At 52.4% G+C, this 15815-nt stretch carries 15 protein-coding genes and 3 tRNA genes; 8 read left to right on the top strand and 10 right to left on the bottom strand.

The genetic code is table 11. The annotated features are described in order from the left end of the window. Positions 1-154: 154 nt before the first annotated feature. Positions 155-724 carry a hypothetical protein gene (locus Q8W32_RS03545; protein WP_303434627.1) on the top strand — a complete coding sequence of 190 codons (570 nt, stop codon included), beginning with the start codon at positions 155-157 and terminating at the stop codon, positions 722-724. 56 nt (positions 725-780) lie between these two features. Then, the gene (locus Q8W32_RS03550; protein WP_303434628.1) at positions 781-933 is read left to right on the top strand and encodes a cell developmental protein SirA; all 153 of its coding nucleotides are present in this window, start codon (positions 781-783) and stop codon (positions 931-933) included. A 24-nt stretch (positions 934-957) separates the two neighbouring features. Here the strand turns inward: Q8W32_RS03550 and pap are convergent, their stop codons facing one another. Beyond that, a complete protein-coding gene (gene pap / locus Q8W32_RS03555) occupies positions 958-2466 on the bottom strand; it encodes a polyphosphate:AMP phosphotransferase (RefSeq protein WP_303434629.1) in 1509 nt (502 codons plus the stop codon). 286 nt (positions 2467-2752) lie between these two features. Further along, on the bottom strand, positions 2753-3454 hold the full coding sequence (locus tag Q8W32_RS03560; RefSeq protein WP_368501406.1) for a Bax inhibitor-1/YccA family protein: 702 nt from the start codon (positions 3452-3454) through the stop codon (positions 2753-2755). A 130-nt stretch (positions 3455-3584) separates the two neighbouring features. On the opposite strand from Q8W32_RS03560, the gene nhaR reads away from it, so the two are divergent. Next, complete coding sequence (gene nhaR / locus Q8W32_RS03565) at positions 3585-4493, top strand: transcriptional activator NhaR (RefSeq protein ID WP_303434630.1); 909 nt, start codon at positions 3585-3587, stop codon at positions 4491-4493. Between the two features lie 21 nt (positions 4494-4514). Here nhaR and Q8W32_RS03570 read toward each other — a convergent pair whose 3' ends face one another. From Q8W32_RS03570 to queA, 6 genes are all read right to left on the bottom strand, one after another. Continuing rightward, entirely contained in the window at positions 4515-5348 is an 834-nt protein-coding gene (locus Q8W32_RS03570; RefSeq protein WP_305413733.1) for a 23S rRNA (adenine(2030)-N(6))-methyltransferase RlmJ, read from the bottom strand. A gap of 122 nt (positions 5349-5470) precedes the next feature. Further along, positions 5471-6385, bottom strand: a complete 915-nt coding sequence (gene secF / locus Q8W32_RS03575) for a protein translocase subunit SecF (RefSeq protein WP_305413735.1) — start codon at positions 6383-6385, stop codon at positions 5471-5473. Further along, positions 6385-8244: a protein translocase subunit SecD gene (gene secD / locus Q8W32_RS03580; protein ID WP_303434633.1), complete on the bottom strand. Its 1860-nt coding sequence runs from the start codon at positions 8242-8244 to the stop codon at positions 6385-6387. The genes secF and secD overlap by 1 nt, the downstream gene beginning before the upstream one ends. 73 nt (positions 8245-8317) lie before the next feature. Next, positions 8318-8674 carry a preprotein translocase subunit YajC gene (gene yajC / locus Q8W32_RS03585; protein ID WP_303434634.1) on the bottom strand — a complete coding sequence of 119 codons (357 nt, stop codon included), beginning with the start codon at positions 8672-8674 and terminating at the stop codon, positions 8318-8320. Between the two features lie 186 nt (positions 8675-8860). After that, positions 8861-9985 carry a tRNA guanosine(34) transglycosylase Tgt gene (tgt, locus tag Q8W32_RS03590; RefSeq protein ID WP_305413897.1) on the bottom strand — a complete coding sequence of 375 codons (1125 nt, stop codon included), beginning with the start codon at positions 9983-9985 and terminating at the stop codon, positions 8861-8863. A 29-nt stretch (positions 9986-10014) separates the two neighbouring features. Beyond that, positions 10015-11118, bottom strand: coding sequence for a tRNA preQ1(34) S-adenosylmethionine ribosyltransferase-isomerase QueA (queA, locus tag Q8W32_RS03595; protein WP_303434635.1), 1104 nt, complete (start codon positions 11116-11118; stop codon positions 10015-10017). A 181-nt stretch (positions 11119-11299) separates the two neighbouring features. Between queA and Q8W32_RS03600 the strand changes: the two genes are divergently transcribed. The 3 genes from Q8W32_RS03600 to Q8W32_RS03610 all read left to right on the top strand — a co-directional run bounded on the left by Q8W32_RS03600 (position 11300) and on the right by Q8W32_RS03610 (position 11709). Next, positions 11300-11386: transfer RNA gene (locus Q8W32_RS03600), tRNA-Leu, on the top strand. Between the two features lie 36 nt (positions 11387-11422). Then, positions 11423-11508 (top strand) — tRNA-Leu (locus Q8W32_RS03605). A 115-nt stretch (positions 11509-11623) separates the two neighbouring features. Then, positions 11624-11709: transfer RNA gene (locus Q8W32_RS03610), tRNA-Leu, on the top strand. A 169-nt stretch (positions 11710-11878) separates the two neighbouring features. Here the strand turns inward: Q8W32_RS03610 and Q8W32_RS03615 are convergent. Then, the gene (locus Q8W32_RS03615; protein ID WP_305413738.1) at positions 11879-13057 is read right to left on the bottom strand and encodes a VWA domain-containing protein; all 1179 of its coding nucleotides are present in this window, start codon (positions 13055-13057) and stop codon (positions 11879-11881) included. Between the two features lie 2 nt (positions 13058-13059). Then, a complete protein-coding gene (locus tag Q8W32_RS03620) occupies positions 13060-13932 on the bottom strand; it encodes a MoxR family ATPase (protein ID WP_303434640.1) in 873 nt (290 codons plus the stop codon). Positions 13933-14262: 330 nt separating this feature from the next. Here Q8W32_RS03620 and Q8W32_RS03625 point away from each other — a divergent pair, with 330 nt between their 5' ends. Together Q8W32_RS03625 and Q8W32_RS03630 are read left to right on the top strand one after the other, a co-directional pair. After that, the gene (locus Q8W32_RS03625; RefSeq protein WP_303434641.1) at positions 14263-15444 is read left to right on the top strand and encodes a Na/Pi symporter; all 1182 of its coding nucleotides are present in this window, start codon (positions 14263-14265) and stop codon (positions 15442-15444) included. Positions 15445-15466: 22 nt separating this feature from the next. Continuing rightward, complete coding sequence (locus tag Q8W32_RS03630) at positions 15467-15691, top strand: hypothetical protein (protein WP_303434642.1); 225 nt, start codon at positions 15467-15469, stop codon at positions 15689-15691. Positions 15692-15815: the final 124 nt, after the last annotated feature.

Here is a 15815-nt window from a genome sequence, read left to right on the forward strand (position 1 = left end):
ACGCCACACTGACTCCCATACCAGAGGTCGAAGCAATTCACACAACGCAACAAAGCGCGGTAGCAACACCCGGCATGGCCGTTTCATACCCTTGCCATCCAGCGCCCTGTGGTTTAGCCTTCCGGCACTATTTATGTATCCAGGACGTCAATCCATGAAGGCTATTGCTTTTCGCCCGGTTTGTACGCTAGCGCTGCTGGCTTCCAGTCAACTGGCCTTTGCAGCAGACAGCAGTGAGGACGACCACACCAACTTTCGGGTTGGTCTGGCAGCCACTACGCTGGATATTGATCCTGGGGCGGATTACTTCACGGATGCTGGCGACACAGGCATGTCGCTGTTTGCTGAATACCCCCAGTCGGATCACACCGCCACACGTTTTTTAGTCTACCGCATACATCAGGATGGCAAGGATGTTACCGGCTTTGAGACCCAATTAATGTGGGGGTGGGGTTTGTCCCAACCCGGCTTTCGCCTTTATACCGGCCCGGCCTGGCACCGTGAAAAGATTGCCTTGCAGGGTAACAACGGCCGCCGAACCGGTGTATTTAATGGTTGGGGCTGGCAAATCGGTACCGGCTATCAGCTCGGGGCTGTCACGCTCGATATTGCCGGTACTTTCCGTGACGACCAGGATTATCGCAACCAGAATCGACGCACAGGCGCTTCCGGGCAACGCCCGAACGTCTGGCTGACCAGTGCCCTGATCAGCTATCGCTTTTAATTCAGATCCGTTTACTTGAAGCGCTTGGCCCCAGGCGCTTGCCATTTGGGAATGTTATGACCAACCCTGTCACCGTCCGCTATATGTCCCGCTCCGAAATTGAAAGCCTGATGTACAGCCTGACGGCTGATTCCGATAATGAGCAGGCCCAGTTGTTTGAGGCCATTACTCGCCGGTTACTGGAAATTCTGGAGTCAGAGAATCGCTAGCGAGCCTCTGATTCCATCCAATACCTACTCTTTGCCTTTGCCTTTGACACCCAGTCGCTGTTCCAGCTGCTGACACAGTATTTTCAGTGCCTTGATTCTGGCAAAACGTTTGCTGTTGGCTTCAATCAGGTGCCATGGTGCAACCTCGGTACTGGTGCGCTCCACCATATCATTTACTGCCTGCTCATAATCAACCCAGCGCTCCCGGTTACGGTAGTCTTCGTCAGTAATCTTATGGCGCTTGTAGCTGATGGTTTCGCGTTCCTTGAAACGCTTGAGCTGTTCGTCCGCATCGATATGCAGCCAGAATTTCACCACGACCGTTCCGTGCTCAACCAGCTGTGATTCAAAATCATTGATCTCACTGTAGGCCCGCAACCATTCAGATCGGCTGGCCAGGCCCTCTACCCGTTCAACCAGTACTCGCCCATACCAGCTGCGATCGTACATGGTTACTCGTCCATCACGGGGAATATGGCGCCAGAATCGCCAGAGATAATGATGGGCGTTTTCTTCATCCGTTGGAGCCGCAATCGGTATGATCTGATAATTACGGGCATCCAGCGCAGGGACAATACGGCGAATCAGACCACCCTTGCCTGCGGCATCCCATCCTTCCAGCACAATCACCATGGAGACCTGCTGCTCATAGGCTCGCCGTGCCAGTAACGACAACTTGCCTTGCCAGTGCTCCAGCTTCTGACGATAGGTGCTTTTGTCGAGTGACTGATCCATATCCAGATTCCCCAGCAGGGTTTTCTGACGGTGAATCAGTGCCACAGTCTCGCTGTTTTCGTCGTCCTGGGCGGCATCGCTATGGGCATGTAACGTCAGATGCTGCTGTATCCGCTCCAGCAAATGGTTGGCCACCGTGATATCGCGATAGTTGGGGTCCGCGCTTTCAATCACCACCCAGGGGGCTTCGGCGGTGCTGGTCTGGCGCAGGGTATGTTCTGCCGTTGAGCGAAAGTCGTCATACAGGGCCAGGTGAAGCTTGTCTTTTTCAGTAACACGCCAGGCCGTTGCCGGGTCCGATGCCAGTTGCTGCAAGCGCAATTGCTGCTGGTCTTTCGACAAATGCAGCCAGAGCTTGATAACCAGTGCGCCATCCTCAACCAACATACGCTCAAAGATGCGAATGTGCGCCAGATAACCATCCAGCTCAATGTCGTTCAGAGTCTTGTCGACCCGCAAGGCAATCGGGTCGCTGTACCAGGAGCCGATATACAGCCCGATACGACCCTTCTGCGGCAGAGCCTGCCAGAAGCGCCAGTAATCCGGACGTTCGCGCTCATCCTGGGTTTTATCATCAAATGCCAGCGTGCGCAGATAACGAGGATCCAGCCATTCGTTCAGACGATTGACCAACACCCCCTTGCCGGCACCATCACTGCCGGAGACCAGCACAATAACCGGAAAATCGGCCTGGCTCAGTGTCCGCTGCATTTCCAGTAACTGGGTGCGTAATTCCGGAACCCGTTTATCAAATTCCTCACGAGACAGTGCCTGCCCCAGTTCTGCAACCTCAAACATAGTCTCTCCATTCCAGTGTCTATCGAGCGAATAGTGTGCGCGCAATCCAGGCAAGCACAATGTCTTATTTTTGCAGCATTCAGCAGAACTGCAATGATCAGCATCAGCAGCCGATAACGACGATGAACCCGGGTTGGCGCTGGTTACAGTGATATTTTCAGCGCGAAAAAATCATTGCAAAGCAGAACAGGACGACCGCAGAACGAGACAGCCAGGCATAAAAAAGCCCCGGTTGGGCCAAATCCAACCGAGGCAATCTTCTTCCTGAGCACAGAAGACGTGAAGCTTATTCGTCAGAACCCAACACACCAAAGATTTGCAGCAGGCTGACGAACAAGTTGTACAAAGAGACATACAAAGAAACGGTTGCCATGATGTAGTTGGTTTCACCACCATGCAGAATATTACTGGTTTCGTAAGCAATCAGGCCGCTCATCAGAATGACAAACATGCCAGAGACCGCCAGTGACAAGGCCGGTAACTCAAACAGGAAAGCACCCAATGCCAGCACAAACGCCATGATAATACCGACCATCAGGGTTTTGCCCCAACCGGACAGGTCTTTACCAGTCGACAGCACCCAGCCAGACATACCAAAGAAAATCAGACCGGTTGTACCCAGTGCACTCATGATAATGCCGCTACCACCAGGAATGCTGGCGTACATCGACAGAATAGGTCCCAGGGTGTAACCCATAAACCCGGTCAGGGCGAACACAGACAAGATACCGACCGCGCTTTCCTTGGTTTTGTGTACCAGGAACAGCAAACCAAAATAACCAACCAGCGTCAGAATAAAGCCAGGGTGTGGCCAGCCCATCGACATGGAGGTACCCGCCACCGCCGCACTGAACAACAGCGTCATGGACAGCAGCATATAGGTATTACGCAGAACCTTGCGGCCAGCAGCCTGATCCTGAAAATCTTCCATCGGTACAGCGGTAGCGTCAGCTCGCGATGGTTTGGTGTAATAATCTGGACGACTCATACAGTTTCTCCTGATGAATACTAGTTAGAGCGTGTTTGGAGCGGTTTTCATTGTAGAAAGCATTGTACGGAGCAGCAATAAAAAATAATATTCGAATTATCTTTTACTCATTGCTCGGTTTTTTCGATCTATGCACCGCATAAACTACAAGCATTTACAGTACTTTCATAGTGTTGCGACAGAAGGCAGCATTCAGCTGGCAGCGATACGGCTGAGCGTCACTCCTCAAACCATCAGCGGCCAGTTAAAAATACTGGAAGATGACCTCGGCGTCGCCCTGTTTGCCAAGTCTGGCCGTGGCCTGGAATTGACCGACGCCGGTCGGGTGGCACTGGATTACAGCCGACAAATATTCCAGCTCGGGGATGAGTTACAAGAAGTGATGAATCTTGGCATCACCGAACGGCCTTCCGAATTTCGAGTGGGTATTGTCGATGCGTTACCCAAATCCATCGCTCACCGGCTGCTGAGCCCGGCCATGTTGTTGCCCGGCACCATGCGGATTGTCTGCCATGAAGAACAAATGTCGTCGCTATTGGGAGAATTGGCGGTACACCGGCTGGATTTGATATTGGCCGACAGCCCAATTCCTCCGGGTATGAACATCCGCTGCTTTAACCACCTGCTCGGTCGCAGCCGACTAGCCTGCTTCGCCACCCCGGAGCTGGTACAACAGCAGCAAGGTAAACGGACTTTTCCCGATATGCTGAACGAAGCCCCGGTTCTGCTACCCACCGACACCGCCTCCGGCTTACGTACCGACCTGCTGAGCTGGTTTAACCATACCGGTATCGCCGTCAGAATTGCCGGAGAATTTGACGACTCGGCACTGTTAAAAGCCTTTGGTAGCCAGGGCCATGGCTACTTTTTTGCACCCGATGTCATTCGCGAAGAAATTTGCGCCAAATACCAGGTGCGCTGCGTCGGCACAGTCAAAGAACTGATGCAGGAGTTTTATGCAATTTCAGCGGAACGCCGTATCAGTCATCAGGCGGTCGCTGCCATCACCCGACAAACACCGCTCGGTGAAATCGGCTGAGATACCAGAATAATCAATACTCTACTCTGCTACCAGAACTTCCGCCCGCCAGTTTCCTGTCTCACCGCCCAGAGTGTGGGCCAGGCGTGGCAACAGCGCTTCCATCCGTGCTTTCAGGGTATAAGGCGGGTTGATCAGAATCATGCCGGAAGCGGTCATGCCCCGCTCCTCGGTATCCGCCGCAATGCCCAGTTCAAACAACTGGATATTACGTATCCTCGAAGACTGGAATGCCCGTTCCAACTGGTCGATACGGTGCCGTTCCACAACCGGATACCACAACGCATAGGTTGCCGTTGCCATGCGGCGGTACGCTGCGACCAGGGTCTCAACCACAGTGTGATAATCGGTTTTGATTTCATACGGTGGGTCCATCAATACCAGACCGCGCTTGATATGGGTCGGTAACAGCGCGATCAACCCTGCGAATCCGTCTTCTCCCCGTACCTGAACACGGCGATCCCGTCGCATCATTTGTTCCAGAATAGCCAGATCCTGAGGATGTAGTTCATACAGGAATGCCCGGTCCTGCGGCCGTAAATAATGCTGCCCAAACCAGGGAGAACCCGGATAGACAGGTTCTTCTGCAGCTTGCTGGCACTGACCGACCGCGTCCAGATAAGCACCCAGCTCAGGCCAGTCGGCTGCCGCCAAGCGGCCAATTCCAGTGCGATATTCTTCATTTTTTATCGCTTCGACTGATTCCAGCAAATAAACACCAGCCGCTGCATGGGTATCGATATAAACAAACGGCTTGTCCTTGCGCTGCAGATACTCCAGCACTTCAACCTGAATCAGATGTTTGAGTACATCGGCAAAATTACCCGCATGAAACGAATGGCGATAACTGAGCATAAACACTCCGGTTGGTTAACAATCACTGCGTCCTGCTCCGTTACAAGCAAACGCCATAGTCATAAAACAAGAATGCCGCGGCCTCCATAAGAAACCGCGGCATTTAGCAGATCAGACCCCGATCAAGGACGGTCGTCGACCTCTTCTTCTGTTTCCGGTGGAATCAGATCTTCACGGCTGAGTTTCATCAACACCAGAATATTCACCGCGACATAGATCGACGAATAAGTACCCACCAACACACCGATCATCAGTGCCAGGGCAAAGTTATGAATCAGCTCGCCCCCGACTACCAGCAACGCCAGCAGTACCAATGCCGTCGTGATCGATGTCATCAGCGTCCGGTCCAGCGTCTGGTTCAGGGATTCGTTCATGATACCCAGAGCATCACTGCGGCGCAGAATGCGGAAATTTTCCCGAATCCGGTCAGCCACCACAATGGTATCGTTCAAGGAATAACCAATCACCGCCAGCACTGCTGCCAGTACCGTCAGGTCAAACTCCCACTGGAACAGCGAGAACAGCCCCAGAATGATCATCACATCATGGAACAGGGCAAATACTGCCCCCACCGAGAATTTGAACTGAAAGCGGGCCGCAACGTAAATCATTACAACCGTCAGAGCCAGCAGTAATGCCAGCCCGCCCTGATCGCGCAATTCTTCACCGACATTAGCCCCCACAAACTCACTGCGCTTCAGGGTCAGGGAATTACCCTCTGCGGAAGCCTGCAGTATATCCAGCACCTCGTTACCGAGATTGTCCCGGAAGGCTTCTGACATCCGCACCAGAATGTCGGTCTCAGAACCAAAGTTCTGCACCGTCACACCACTGTAGCCGGCCTCATCCAGTGCCGCGGAAATATCATCCAGCGGCTGAGGCGTTGCATACTGGACTTCCAGCAAGGTACCGCCGGTAAAATCCAGGCCAAAGTTCAAGCCCTGTACTGACAATGAACCAATCGATACCACCAGCAACAAGCCGGACAGCACCATGGCTCCCATACGCAAGCGCATAAAATCGAAGGATTTTTTCATCAGACCTTACCTCCGATAGACAGGGACTCAAGACGGCGGCCACCATAAATAGCGTTGGCCAGTGCCCGCGTCAGCATGATAGCGGTAAACATGGAAGTGATGATCCCGAACGACAGGGTTACGGCAAAACCTTTCACCGGCCCGGTACCTGCGGCAAACAGAATGACCGCCACAATCAGCGTGGTCAGGTTGGCATCAAGAATTGTTACAAAAGCCCGGTTATAGCCTTCATGAATGGCTTGCTGCGGTGATCGTCCAGCCCGTAATTCTTCACGAATACGAGAGAAAATCAGCACATTGGCATCCACCGCCATACCCACCGTCAAGACGATACCGGCAATCCCCGGCAAGGTCAGCGTCGCACCGACAATGCTCATCATGGCAATCAATACGACTACGTTTGCCATCAGCGCCACATTGGCAATCATGCCAAACGCCCGGTAGTACACCACCATCAGTACCAGCACCATAGCCAGGCCAAGAATGACCGAGTTAACACCCATCTCGATATTTTCTTTACCCAGGCTTGGGCCAACCGTGCGTTCTTCAACGAAGTACATCGGTGCCGCCAGTGCCCCTGCCCGTAACAGCAAGGCCAGTTCAGAAGCTTCGGCAGACTCCAGGCCGGTAATCCGGAAACTGGAACCCAGCGTGCTCTGAATGGTTGCCAGAGAAATAATTGATTTCTCGACCACCTGGATGGTTTTTGTCATTTCGACACCATCGACCATTTCATAACTGGTTTGTGGCTTGCGCTCAACAAACAGCACGGCCATACGGCGCTTGATCGACTTGCGAGTCACCTGGGTCATGATCGCGCCACCCTTGGAGTCCAGGTCGATATTCACTTGCGGGAAGCCGTTTTCATCAAAGGATGACTGTGCATTGGTCACATGATCACCCGTGGCAATCACGGTCTTTTCCAAACGCGCAGTACGGAACTGATCCGTGCGGAACAAATATTCTTCTGTTGTAAACCGGTTGGCACCCGGATCGGCTTCAAGACGGAACTCCAGGTTGGCAGCCTTGCCAAGAATTTTCTTCGCTTCGGCAGTATCCTGAACACCCGGCAACTCCACCACAATACGGTTACGACCCTGACGTTGTACCAGTGGCTCGGCAACCCCCAGCTCATTCACCCGATTACGTAATGTGGTCAGGTTTTGCTTGAGGGCGTAATCTTCCATTTCCTTGATTTTCTGTTCGCTGATGGTCAGTTCCAGACCATACTGATCAGCAACTTTGATTTCTTCGCGCCAGAATTCCGGGTACTCACGAATCAGAAAGCTGTTTGCCTCATCCCGAACAGCGACATCCACAAACTGCAGTACCAGCTTGTCGCCATTCACCAGCACCCGGCGATACTTGATCCCCTCTTCGCGCAAACGGGTGCGTAATTCTTCACGATAATTTTTTACACGGCTCGCCAGGTAGTCATCCATGTCCACTTCCATCAGGAAATGCACACCGCCACTCAGATCCAGCCCCAGTGTCATCGGGCCAGCCCCCAGCGACAGCAACCAGTCAGGGGTTGTCGGAGCCAGGTTCAGCGCCACGATATAGTCATCACCCAGTTCCCGTTGTACCAGGTCCTTGGCAGCCAACTGCTGACCCGAACTGCCAATCCGGAACAACGCACTGCTGCCATTCACTTCATCGCCCAGTACATCAACACTGTTGTCTGCCAGGATAGTACGGACTCGGGACATCAGGCTGGCGGACATTTCGGCACCGGCACGGGTAGGTGTGACCTGTACAGCCGGGTCCGGCGGATACAGGTTAGGTGCGGCATAAACCGCCGCAAGCGCCAATACCACCAGTATCAGCAAGTTTTTCCAGAGGGGATACTTATTGAGCATAATCTGCCCTTATGAAAACTCGATTCGGATGTGCCAGCAGTTGTAACACCACCACTGACAGCATCAGGAAAGATCAGCCCAAAACGTCTTTGATCGTGCCTTTTGGCAGCACCATGGTGACGGCTACTTTTTGTACCGGCAATTCAATGCCGTTCGCCACTTCCATGACCACAAAATCTTCTGTGACCTTGGTTACTTTACCCAGCATGCCACCAGCCATAACCACTTCATCGCCCTTGGTCAGGTTGGTAATCAGGTTTTTGTGTTCTTTCTGACGCTTGCTTTGTGGACGCCATAGCAAGAAGTAGAAAATCAGCAGGAAACCACCCAGGAACACCAGCTGACCAGTAATACCCATTGGTGCTTCCGCACCTTCTGCCATCGCAAACCCGGAAAAGGTCAACGCCATCACAGCAAACAAAGCTTTCATGAAATACATTCTCCAAAAACAACCGACGCTCCCAACAGGGTAAAGCGACATGATTTTTATGATGTGCGCAATTCCGGGCTGACAAATCCTGAGCCTGCGCATGAAGATACCCGCCAGTATCCAAACCGGTCAGCCAGTTTGCGATATGGGGCTAAAAGCCGTACACCACAAGTCTGACCACCAGGATTATTTTTCCAGCGCTGGCGTTGTGCCACCACGTTTGGCGTAGAAATCATCAACAAAGGCCGCAAATGTACCTTCTTCGAGGGAGCGGCGCAAACCGTCCATCAATGTCTGGTAATAATGAAGATTATGAATACTGTTTAACGTAGCCCCTTGTATTTCCCTACATTTATCAAGGTGATACAGATAAGCGCGGCTATAATTCCGACAGGTGTAGCACTGGCATTCCGGATCAATCGGACCGGTATCATTACGATTGGCAGCGTTCCGCAATTTCACCACACCAAACGACGCAAACAGATGACCATTACGGGCATTACGGGTTGGCATCACGCAATCAAACATATCCACACCACGACGCACCCCTTCGACCAGGTCTTCCGGCTTGCCAACGCCCATCAAATAGCGTGGTTTGTCCTGTGGCATTTTGGGGGCAATATGGGCCAGCACCCGCATCATATCGGGTTTGGGTTCCCCGACACTCAGGCCACCAATGGCATAACCGTCGAAATCAATGTCGAGCAAGCCTTGCAAGGATTCATCCCGCAACGATTCGTACATGCCACCCTGAATAATGCCAAACAGGGCCGACGGATTATCACCATGGGCTGCCTTGGAGCGTTTTGCCCAACGTAATGACAACCGCATGGAATCCGCTGCTTCCTGTTCCGTGGCAGGGTACGGCGTGCATTCGTCAAAAATCATCACAATGTCGGAGCCAAGATCACGCTGCACTGCCATCGAGCTTTCCGGTGTCATCAAGACGCGATCGCCATTCACCGGCGACTGGAAGGTCACACCTTCTTCCGTGATTTTGCGCATATCGCCGAGGCTGAACACCTGAAAACCGCCTGAGTCCGTCAGGATCGGTTTTTTCCAGCCCATAAAACCATGCAGACCACCATGCTGCTTGATCACTTCCGTGCCGGGACGCAACATCAAGTGAAACGTATTACCCAGAATAATTTCGGCACCGAGGTCTTCGACCTGATCTGGATTCAACCCCTTGACCGAGCCATAAGTGCCAACCGGCATAAACGCTGGAGTCTGGATATCCCCCCGAGGAAATGACACGGTGCCACGGCGGGCGTGACTGTGCTCATCGGAGGCGTGCAGGGTAAAGCTCATGGCGCACTGGCGCGCTGGGGTCTCGGATGTCATTCAGACTCCTGTGGGGCAATAGAATCAGCGGGAAAATGGGTAGCAGCGATCGCTTGCGATGTATTCTGAGCCGCCACGAATGGTCGCGACAGAAACATGGCATCACCATAGCTGTAAAAACGATAACCGGCAGTCACGGCATGCCGATAGGCGTCGAGTGTGTGTTGCTGTCCGGCAAACGCCGATACCAGCATAATAAGTGTGGATTCTGGCAAGTGAAAATTGGTGACGATTGCATCCACCGAACGGAACTGATAACCAGGATAGATAAAGATCCGGCTATCGCCATAAAACGGCGCTATTTCTCCGCTTTGGCTGGCACTTTCCAGACTGCGCACCGAAGTCGTACCGACCGCAATCACTCGCTTGCCAGCTGCTCGCGTCGCCTTCACCGCTGCCACGACATGCTCATCAACTTCGATGTACTCGGCGTGCATCTGGTGTTCCAGTACATTATCTACCTTGACCGGCTGAAAAGTACCCGCCCCGACATGCAGCGTAACAAACGCCAACTGCACGCCTTTCTCACGCAAGGCGGCCAGCATTGGCTCATCAAAATGTAACCCGGCCGTCGGAGCCGCTACCGCTCCAGGCTTTTCGGCATACACGGTCTGGTAACGCTGGCGGTCAAAATCATTGTCTTCCCGCTCCATATAATGGGGTAACGGAATATGCCCGGCCCGTTCCAGTAATGCCAACAAGGTCTCGTCGGTAACAAAGTGCAGATGGAACAGATTGGCTTCCCGACCGATTACCTCCACAACGCACCCGGCAATCAACAGCGTCTGGCCAGGTTTGGGGGAGCGTGATGCCCGGACATGGGCCAGCACGTTTGTACCTTCGAGCAGACGCTCGACAAGCACTTCGACTTTACCGCCCGAGCTTTTTTCACCAAAAAGCCGCGCCGGAATCACCTGGGTATTGTTAAAGACCAGTAGATCACCCGCTTCCACCTGCTCCAACAGGTCGGTAAAACAGGCATCGGTGGTCTGACCACTGACACCATCAAGCATCAGCAAACGGGATCCACTGCGTTGCTCGGTCGGATAACGAGCAATCAGCTCGTCCGGGAGTTCAAAACTGAAATCGCTGGTTTTCATGATGTCTATCGATTGCAAGAAAGAGGGATTGCCCGCCGCTGCACGCTATAATGCACTTTCGTTCGGGCAATAATGACCTCAAGGTTACCCAACAAGTCCGGCTAAGTTAAGAAATAACTTAAAATAATATTTGACAGAAAAATTTTCGACTGTAATATACGCGGCCACTGACAACTACTAAGCCAGAGTGGCGAAATTGGTAGACGCAGGGGATTCAAAATCCCCCGCCCTAGCGGGTGTGCCGGTTCGAGTCCGGCCTCTGGTACCAGAATGATTGTAGTTGTCAGCGGATTGTAAAATCCAAGCCCAGGTGGTGGAATTGGTAGACACGCTGTGTTCAGGTCGCAGTGAGCTATGCTCGTGGGAGTTCGAGTCTCCCCCTGGGCACCATTATTTTTCAGTAATGACCCTGTCGTTACCCTGTAAAAATAACGGTGCAGCAAGATGCAGGAAACACTGGCCGGAACAGTAACTCCGGGACTGGACATAACCAGTCAATAAAAATGCCCAGGTGGTGGAATTGGTAGACACGCTGTGTTCAGGTCGCAGTGAGCTATGCTCGTGGGAGTTCGAGTCTCCCCCTGGGCACCATCCTTTGTCCGAATCCGGACTGTCTTGATTTTCTTCTTTGCTTATTGTCCTTGTTTTTTATTGTCTGTTTTCCAGTGTTTGTCTACGCCTGGCTACCCCACGCCTGTCACACATCACTCCTCGACAATAAACGCCGACACAATACCATTAATGGCCCCAGGCAACGGACTCAAGTCAGCTCTTTGATGGCGGCGGTAATACCTTCAACCGTCAGCGGATACATTCGATTTTCCATCAGCTGCTGAATCATTCCGAGTGAGCCATAAGGCCCCCACCATCGTTGTGGCGTTGGATTCAGCCAAACGACATGGGGAAACCGCTGAGTAATACGTTGCAGCCAGACCGCACCGGCTTCGTCATTGTAGTGTTCGACGCTACCGCCCACATGGGTTACTTCGTAAGGGGCCATGCTGGCATCACCAACAAAGATAACCTTGTAATCACTGCCGTATTTATGCAGTACATCCCAGGTGCTGATACGTTCCTGATGGCGACGGTTATTGTTACGCCAGACGGATTCGTACACGCAATTATGAAAATAGAACCCCTCCATATGCTTGAACTCAGCACGGGCTGCAGAGAACAGTTCTTCGCACGCACGAATGTGTTCATCCATGGAACCGCCGACATCAAAAAAGAGCAGCACCTTGACGGCGTTATGACGTTCGGGCACCAGTTTCAGATCCAGATAACCCGCATTCTGGGCTGTCGAACGAATAGTGTCGTCGAGGTCAAGCTGGTCAGCGGCTCCCTGGCGGGCAAACTGGCGTAAACGACGCAGAGCCACTTTGATATTACGAATGCCGAGTTCAATGCTGTCGTCGAGATTGCGATAGTTGCGTTCTTCCCACACTTTAACGGCTTTGCGATGGCGGCTTTCGCCCTGCTCGATACGTATGCCTTCAGGGTTATAGCCGAATGCACCAAAGGCCGAGGTACCACCGGTGCCGATGTTCTTGCTGCCGCCCTGATGACGTTTGGTCTGATTTTCCAGTCGCTCCCGCAGGGCCTCAAGGATTTTATCGAGGCTGCCCAGCCCTTGCACTTCGGCTTTCTGGGCTTCGGTCATCACCCGCTCCAGCTCCTTGCGCAGCCAGTCATCGGGCAAGTCCAGTTCCTCCAGTGCTCCAGAGAAGGATTCCAGGCCACTGAAATAGGCAGCAAAGGCACGGTCAAAACGATCGTAGTATTTTTCGTCTTTGACCAGACAAAGCCGGGCCAGTGCATAGAACTCGTCAGCATCGGCAAACACCAGCCCTTGCTGCAACGCCCGCAACAGATCAAGGTATTCCCGCACCGAAGCCGGAACACCGGCGGCACGAACGGTCTGGAAAAAATCAATCAGCACAATCAGCTCCGGCGGCGGCTCATAAAGGCGAGTTTTTCTAACAGTTGTACGTCTTGTTCATTTTTCACCAGCGCGCCGTGTAGCGGTGGGATTGCCTGAGTTCCCTGTTTGTTTTGCAGGGCATCCAGACCAATGTCGTCGGCCAGCAGGAGTTTGAGCCAGTCGATCATTTCAGAGGTTGACGGCTTTTTCTTCAAGCCTGGTACCTGACGCAGGTCGAAGAATACATCCAGTGCCGTCTGCACCAACTCCTGTTTGATGTTGTCAAAATGCACATCGACGATACGCTGCATGGTGTCGCGGTCAGGGAAGTCGATATAGTGGAAGAAACAACGCCGCAAAAAAGCATCGGGCAGTTCTTTTTCGTTATTACTGGTAATCAGAATAATCGGCCGGTGTTTGGCAACGATTTTTTCCTGGGTTTCGTAAACAAAAAATTCCATTTTATCGAGTTCCAGCAGCAGGTCGTTGGGGAATTCGATATCGGCCTTGTCGATTTCGTCAATCAGTAACACCACCGGCTTGTCGGCGGCAAAAGCTTCCCAGAGCTTGCCCTTGACGATGTAGTTCCGAATGTCGTGCACCTGATCGGAACCCAGTTGGGAATCCCGTAGCCGCGACACCGCATCGTATTCATACAGGCCCTGATGCGCCCGGGTAGTGCTTTTGATGTGCCATTGAATCAGTTCGGTGCCCAGGGCATCGGCCAACTGCTCCGCCAGCATGGTTTTGCCGGTGCCCGGCTCACCTTTAAGCAGCAAGGGTTTTTGCAGTGTGATCGCGGCGTTGACCGCCATTTGCAGCTGTGGGGTAGCAATATAGTCGCTTGTCCCTTTAAAGCGGCTACTCGTGGGACTAGAATGTACATCAGTCATGCGAACTCTCCGGGGTTTCAGACATCGCAGTATAAAACACCTGCCTCTATTAAAAAGTCTCGCTATCACTCATGAAAATTATCAACCCTGCTGTGAATACCCCTGATCAGCATCCAACAAGCACTGGCCTGGATAGTTTTCAGAACAATTTCATATGGTTAAAACATCACAAAGCAAAAAACCGTTACCTGCAATAGGGCCAGATCACCCTATCACTATGATTGTGCCTAATGTCCAACGATGACGCTGTCATAAAAATGTCATAATTGTCGGGGAGTATCCTCGATTTGTTTGTACCCGCATAAAACCAACCGGATGAGCCATCTCTGTATGAACGATACGACTGCAAACGCGTCATCACCTGAGCTGAGCAACAGCCAGCTCTCTCCGAGCAGCCACTGGCTGAACTGGCTTAAAATTGCCGGTCTTGTTTATTTATTGCTAGTTTCTGTCTCCATTATTGGAGGTGGCTTCAAACTGGCGGCCGGAGAACACGCCAAAGAACTGTTCGATTTTGCCAGCAACCCGCTGACCGGCCTGATCGTTGGTACCATTGCAACCGCCTTGATTCAGTCATCCAGTACCGTCACGTCTATTATCGTTGGCCTGGTTGCCGGCGGCTTGCCAGTCAGCATCGCTATTCCCATGGTGATGGGCGCCAATATTGGTACAACAATCACCAACACCATCGTAAGCCTGGGTCATGTCCGCAAGGGTGATGAATTCCGCCGCGCCTTTGCCGCTGCCACCGTGCACGATTTTTTCAATCTGGTGTCGGTCGTGATATTCCTGCCACTGGAAATCATGTTTGGAGTACTGGAAAAGATGGGAGGGTTTCTCGCTTCCCTGATGGTTGGAGCCGACTCCCTGTCGATGCATGGCTTTAACTTCGTCAAACCGCTGGTCAAACCTCCGGTGACCTTTATCCAGCAACAACTGACCTCCCTGGCACCTGATACCGCCTCTGGCATCCTGATGGTGGTTCTGGGTATTGCGACCATTTTTGTGGTGATCACCCTGATTGGCAAACTGTTGCGCTCCTTGCTGGTTGGTAAGGCCAAGGCGATTTTACACTCTGCTGTTGGTCGTGGCCCGGTATCCGGTATTGCTTCCGGCACCCTGATGACCATTCTGGTGCAATCCAGCTCAACCACCACCAGCCTGATTGTGCCGCTGGCCGGCAGTGGTGTTTTCAGCCTGCGCCAAATCTACCCGTTTACTCTCGGTGCCAATATTGGTACCTGTATTACTGCTCTGCTGGCAGCAACCGCTATTACTGGAGTCAATGCTATTTTTGCGCTGCAAATTGCCTTGGTTCATCTGCTTTATAATGTTTCCGCTGTTATACTGATTTACGGTATTCCCTTATTGCGTAACATTCCATTGTGGGCTGCGGAACACTTGTCCATTGCTGCCTCTGCCAACAAAATCTATGTTGGTGTCTATATTTTGGGAATATTTTTTGTAACACCTCTGGTGCTGATTGGTGGCTGCCAGTTACTGGGTATTTAATCGGCATTTAAAAGAGTTGGCTATGAGCGAAAACAAACAAGAATTACAGCGTAAAATTGAAAAAATGGAACTGCGTCTGGCGGAGCTAAAAACCCGCCTTGCTGCAGTGGAATTGGCAGAACAGCACGAAGCCGTTGATCATCTTGATGAGTATCTGCAAGCAGTGGATCACGAATACGACAGCCTGCGCGCTTTCTGGCCTGTCGTGGTGCAAGAGTTTCGTACCCTGCTGGGAAAGAAACCCTGAGCCATTGGTAAGCGCTGCCCTTTCAGGCAGCGCCCAGGGTGTCCCCACTCACGCCCAACCAGTCAACACAGCCATCATCCGCTGCCTGGCTCTCATATAGTGGCCAGTGGCCGCTGACAGACGT

This window comes from Oceanobacter sp. 3_MG-2023, assembly GCF_030688925.1.
GTDB lineage: Bacteria > Pseudomonadota > Gammaproteobacteria > Pseudomonadales > Oceanobacteraceae > Oceanobacter.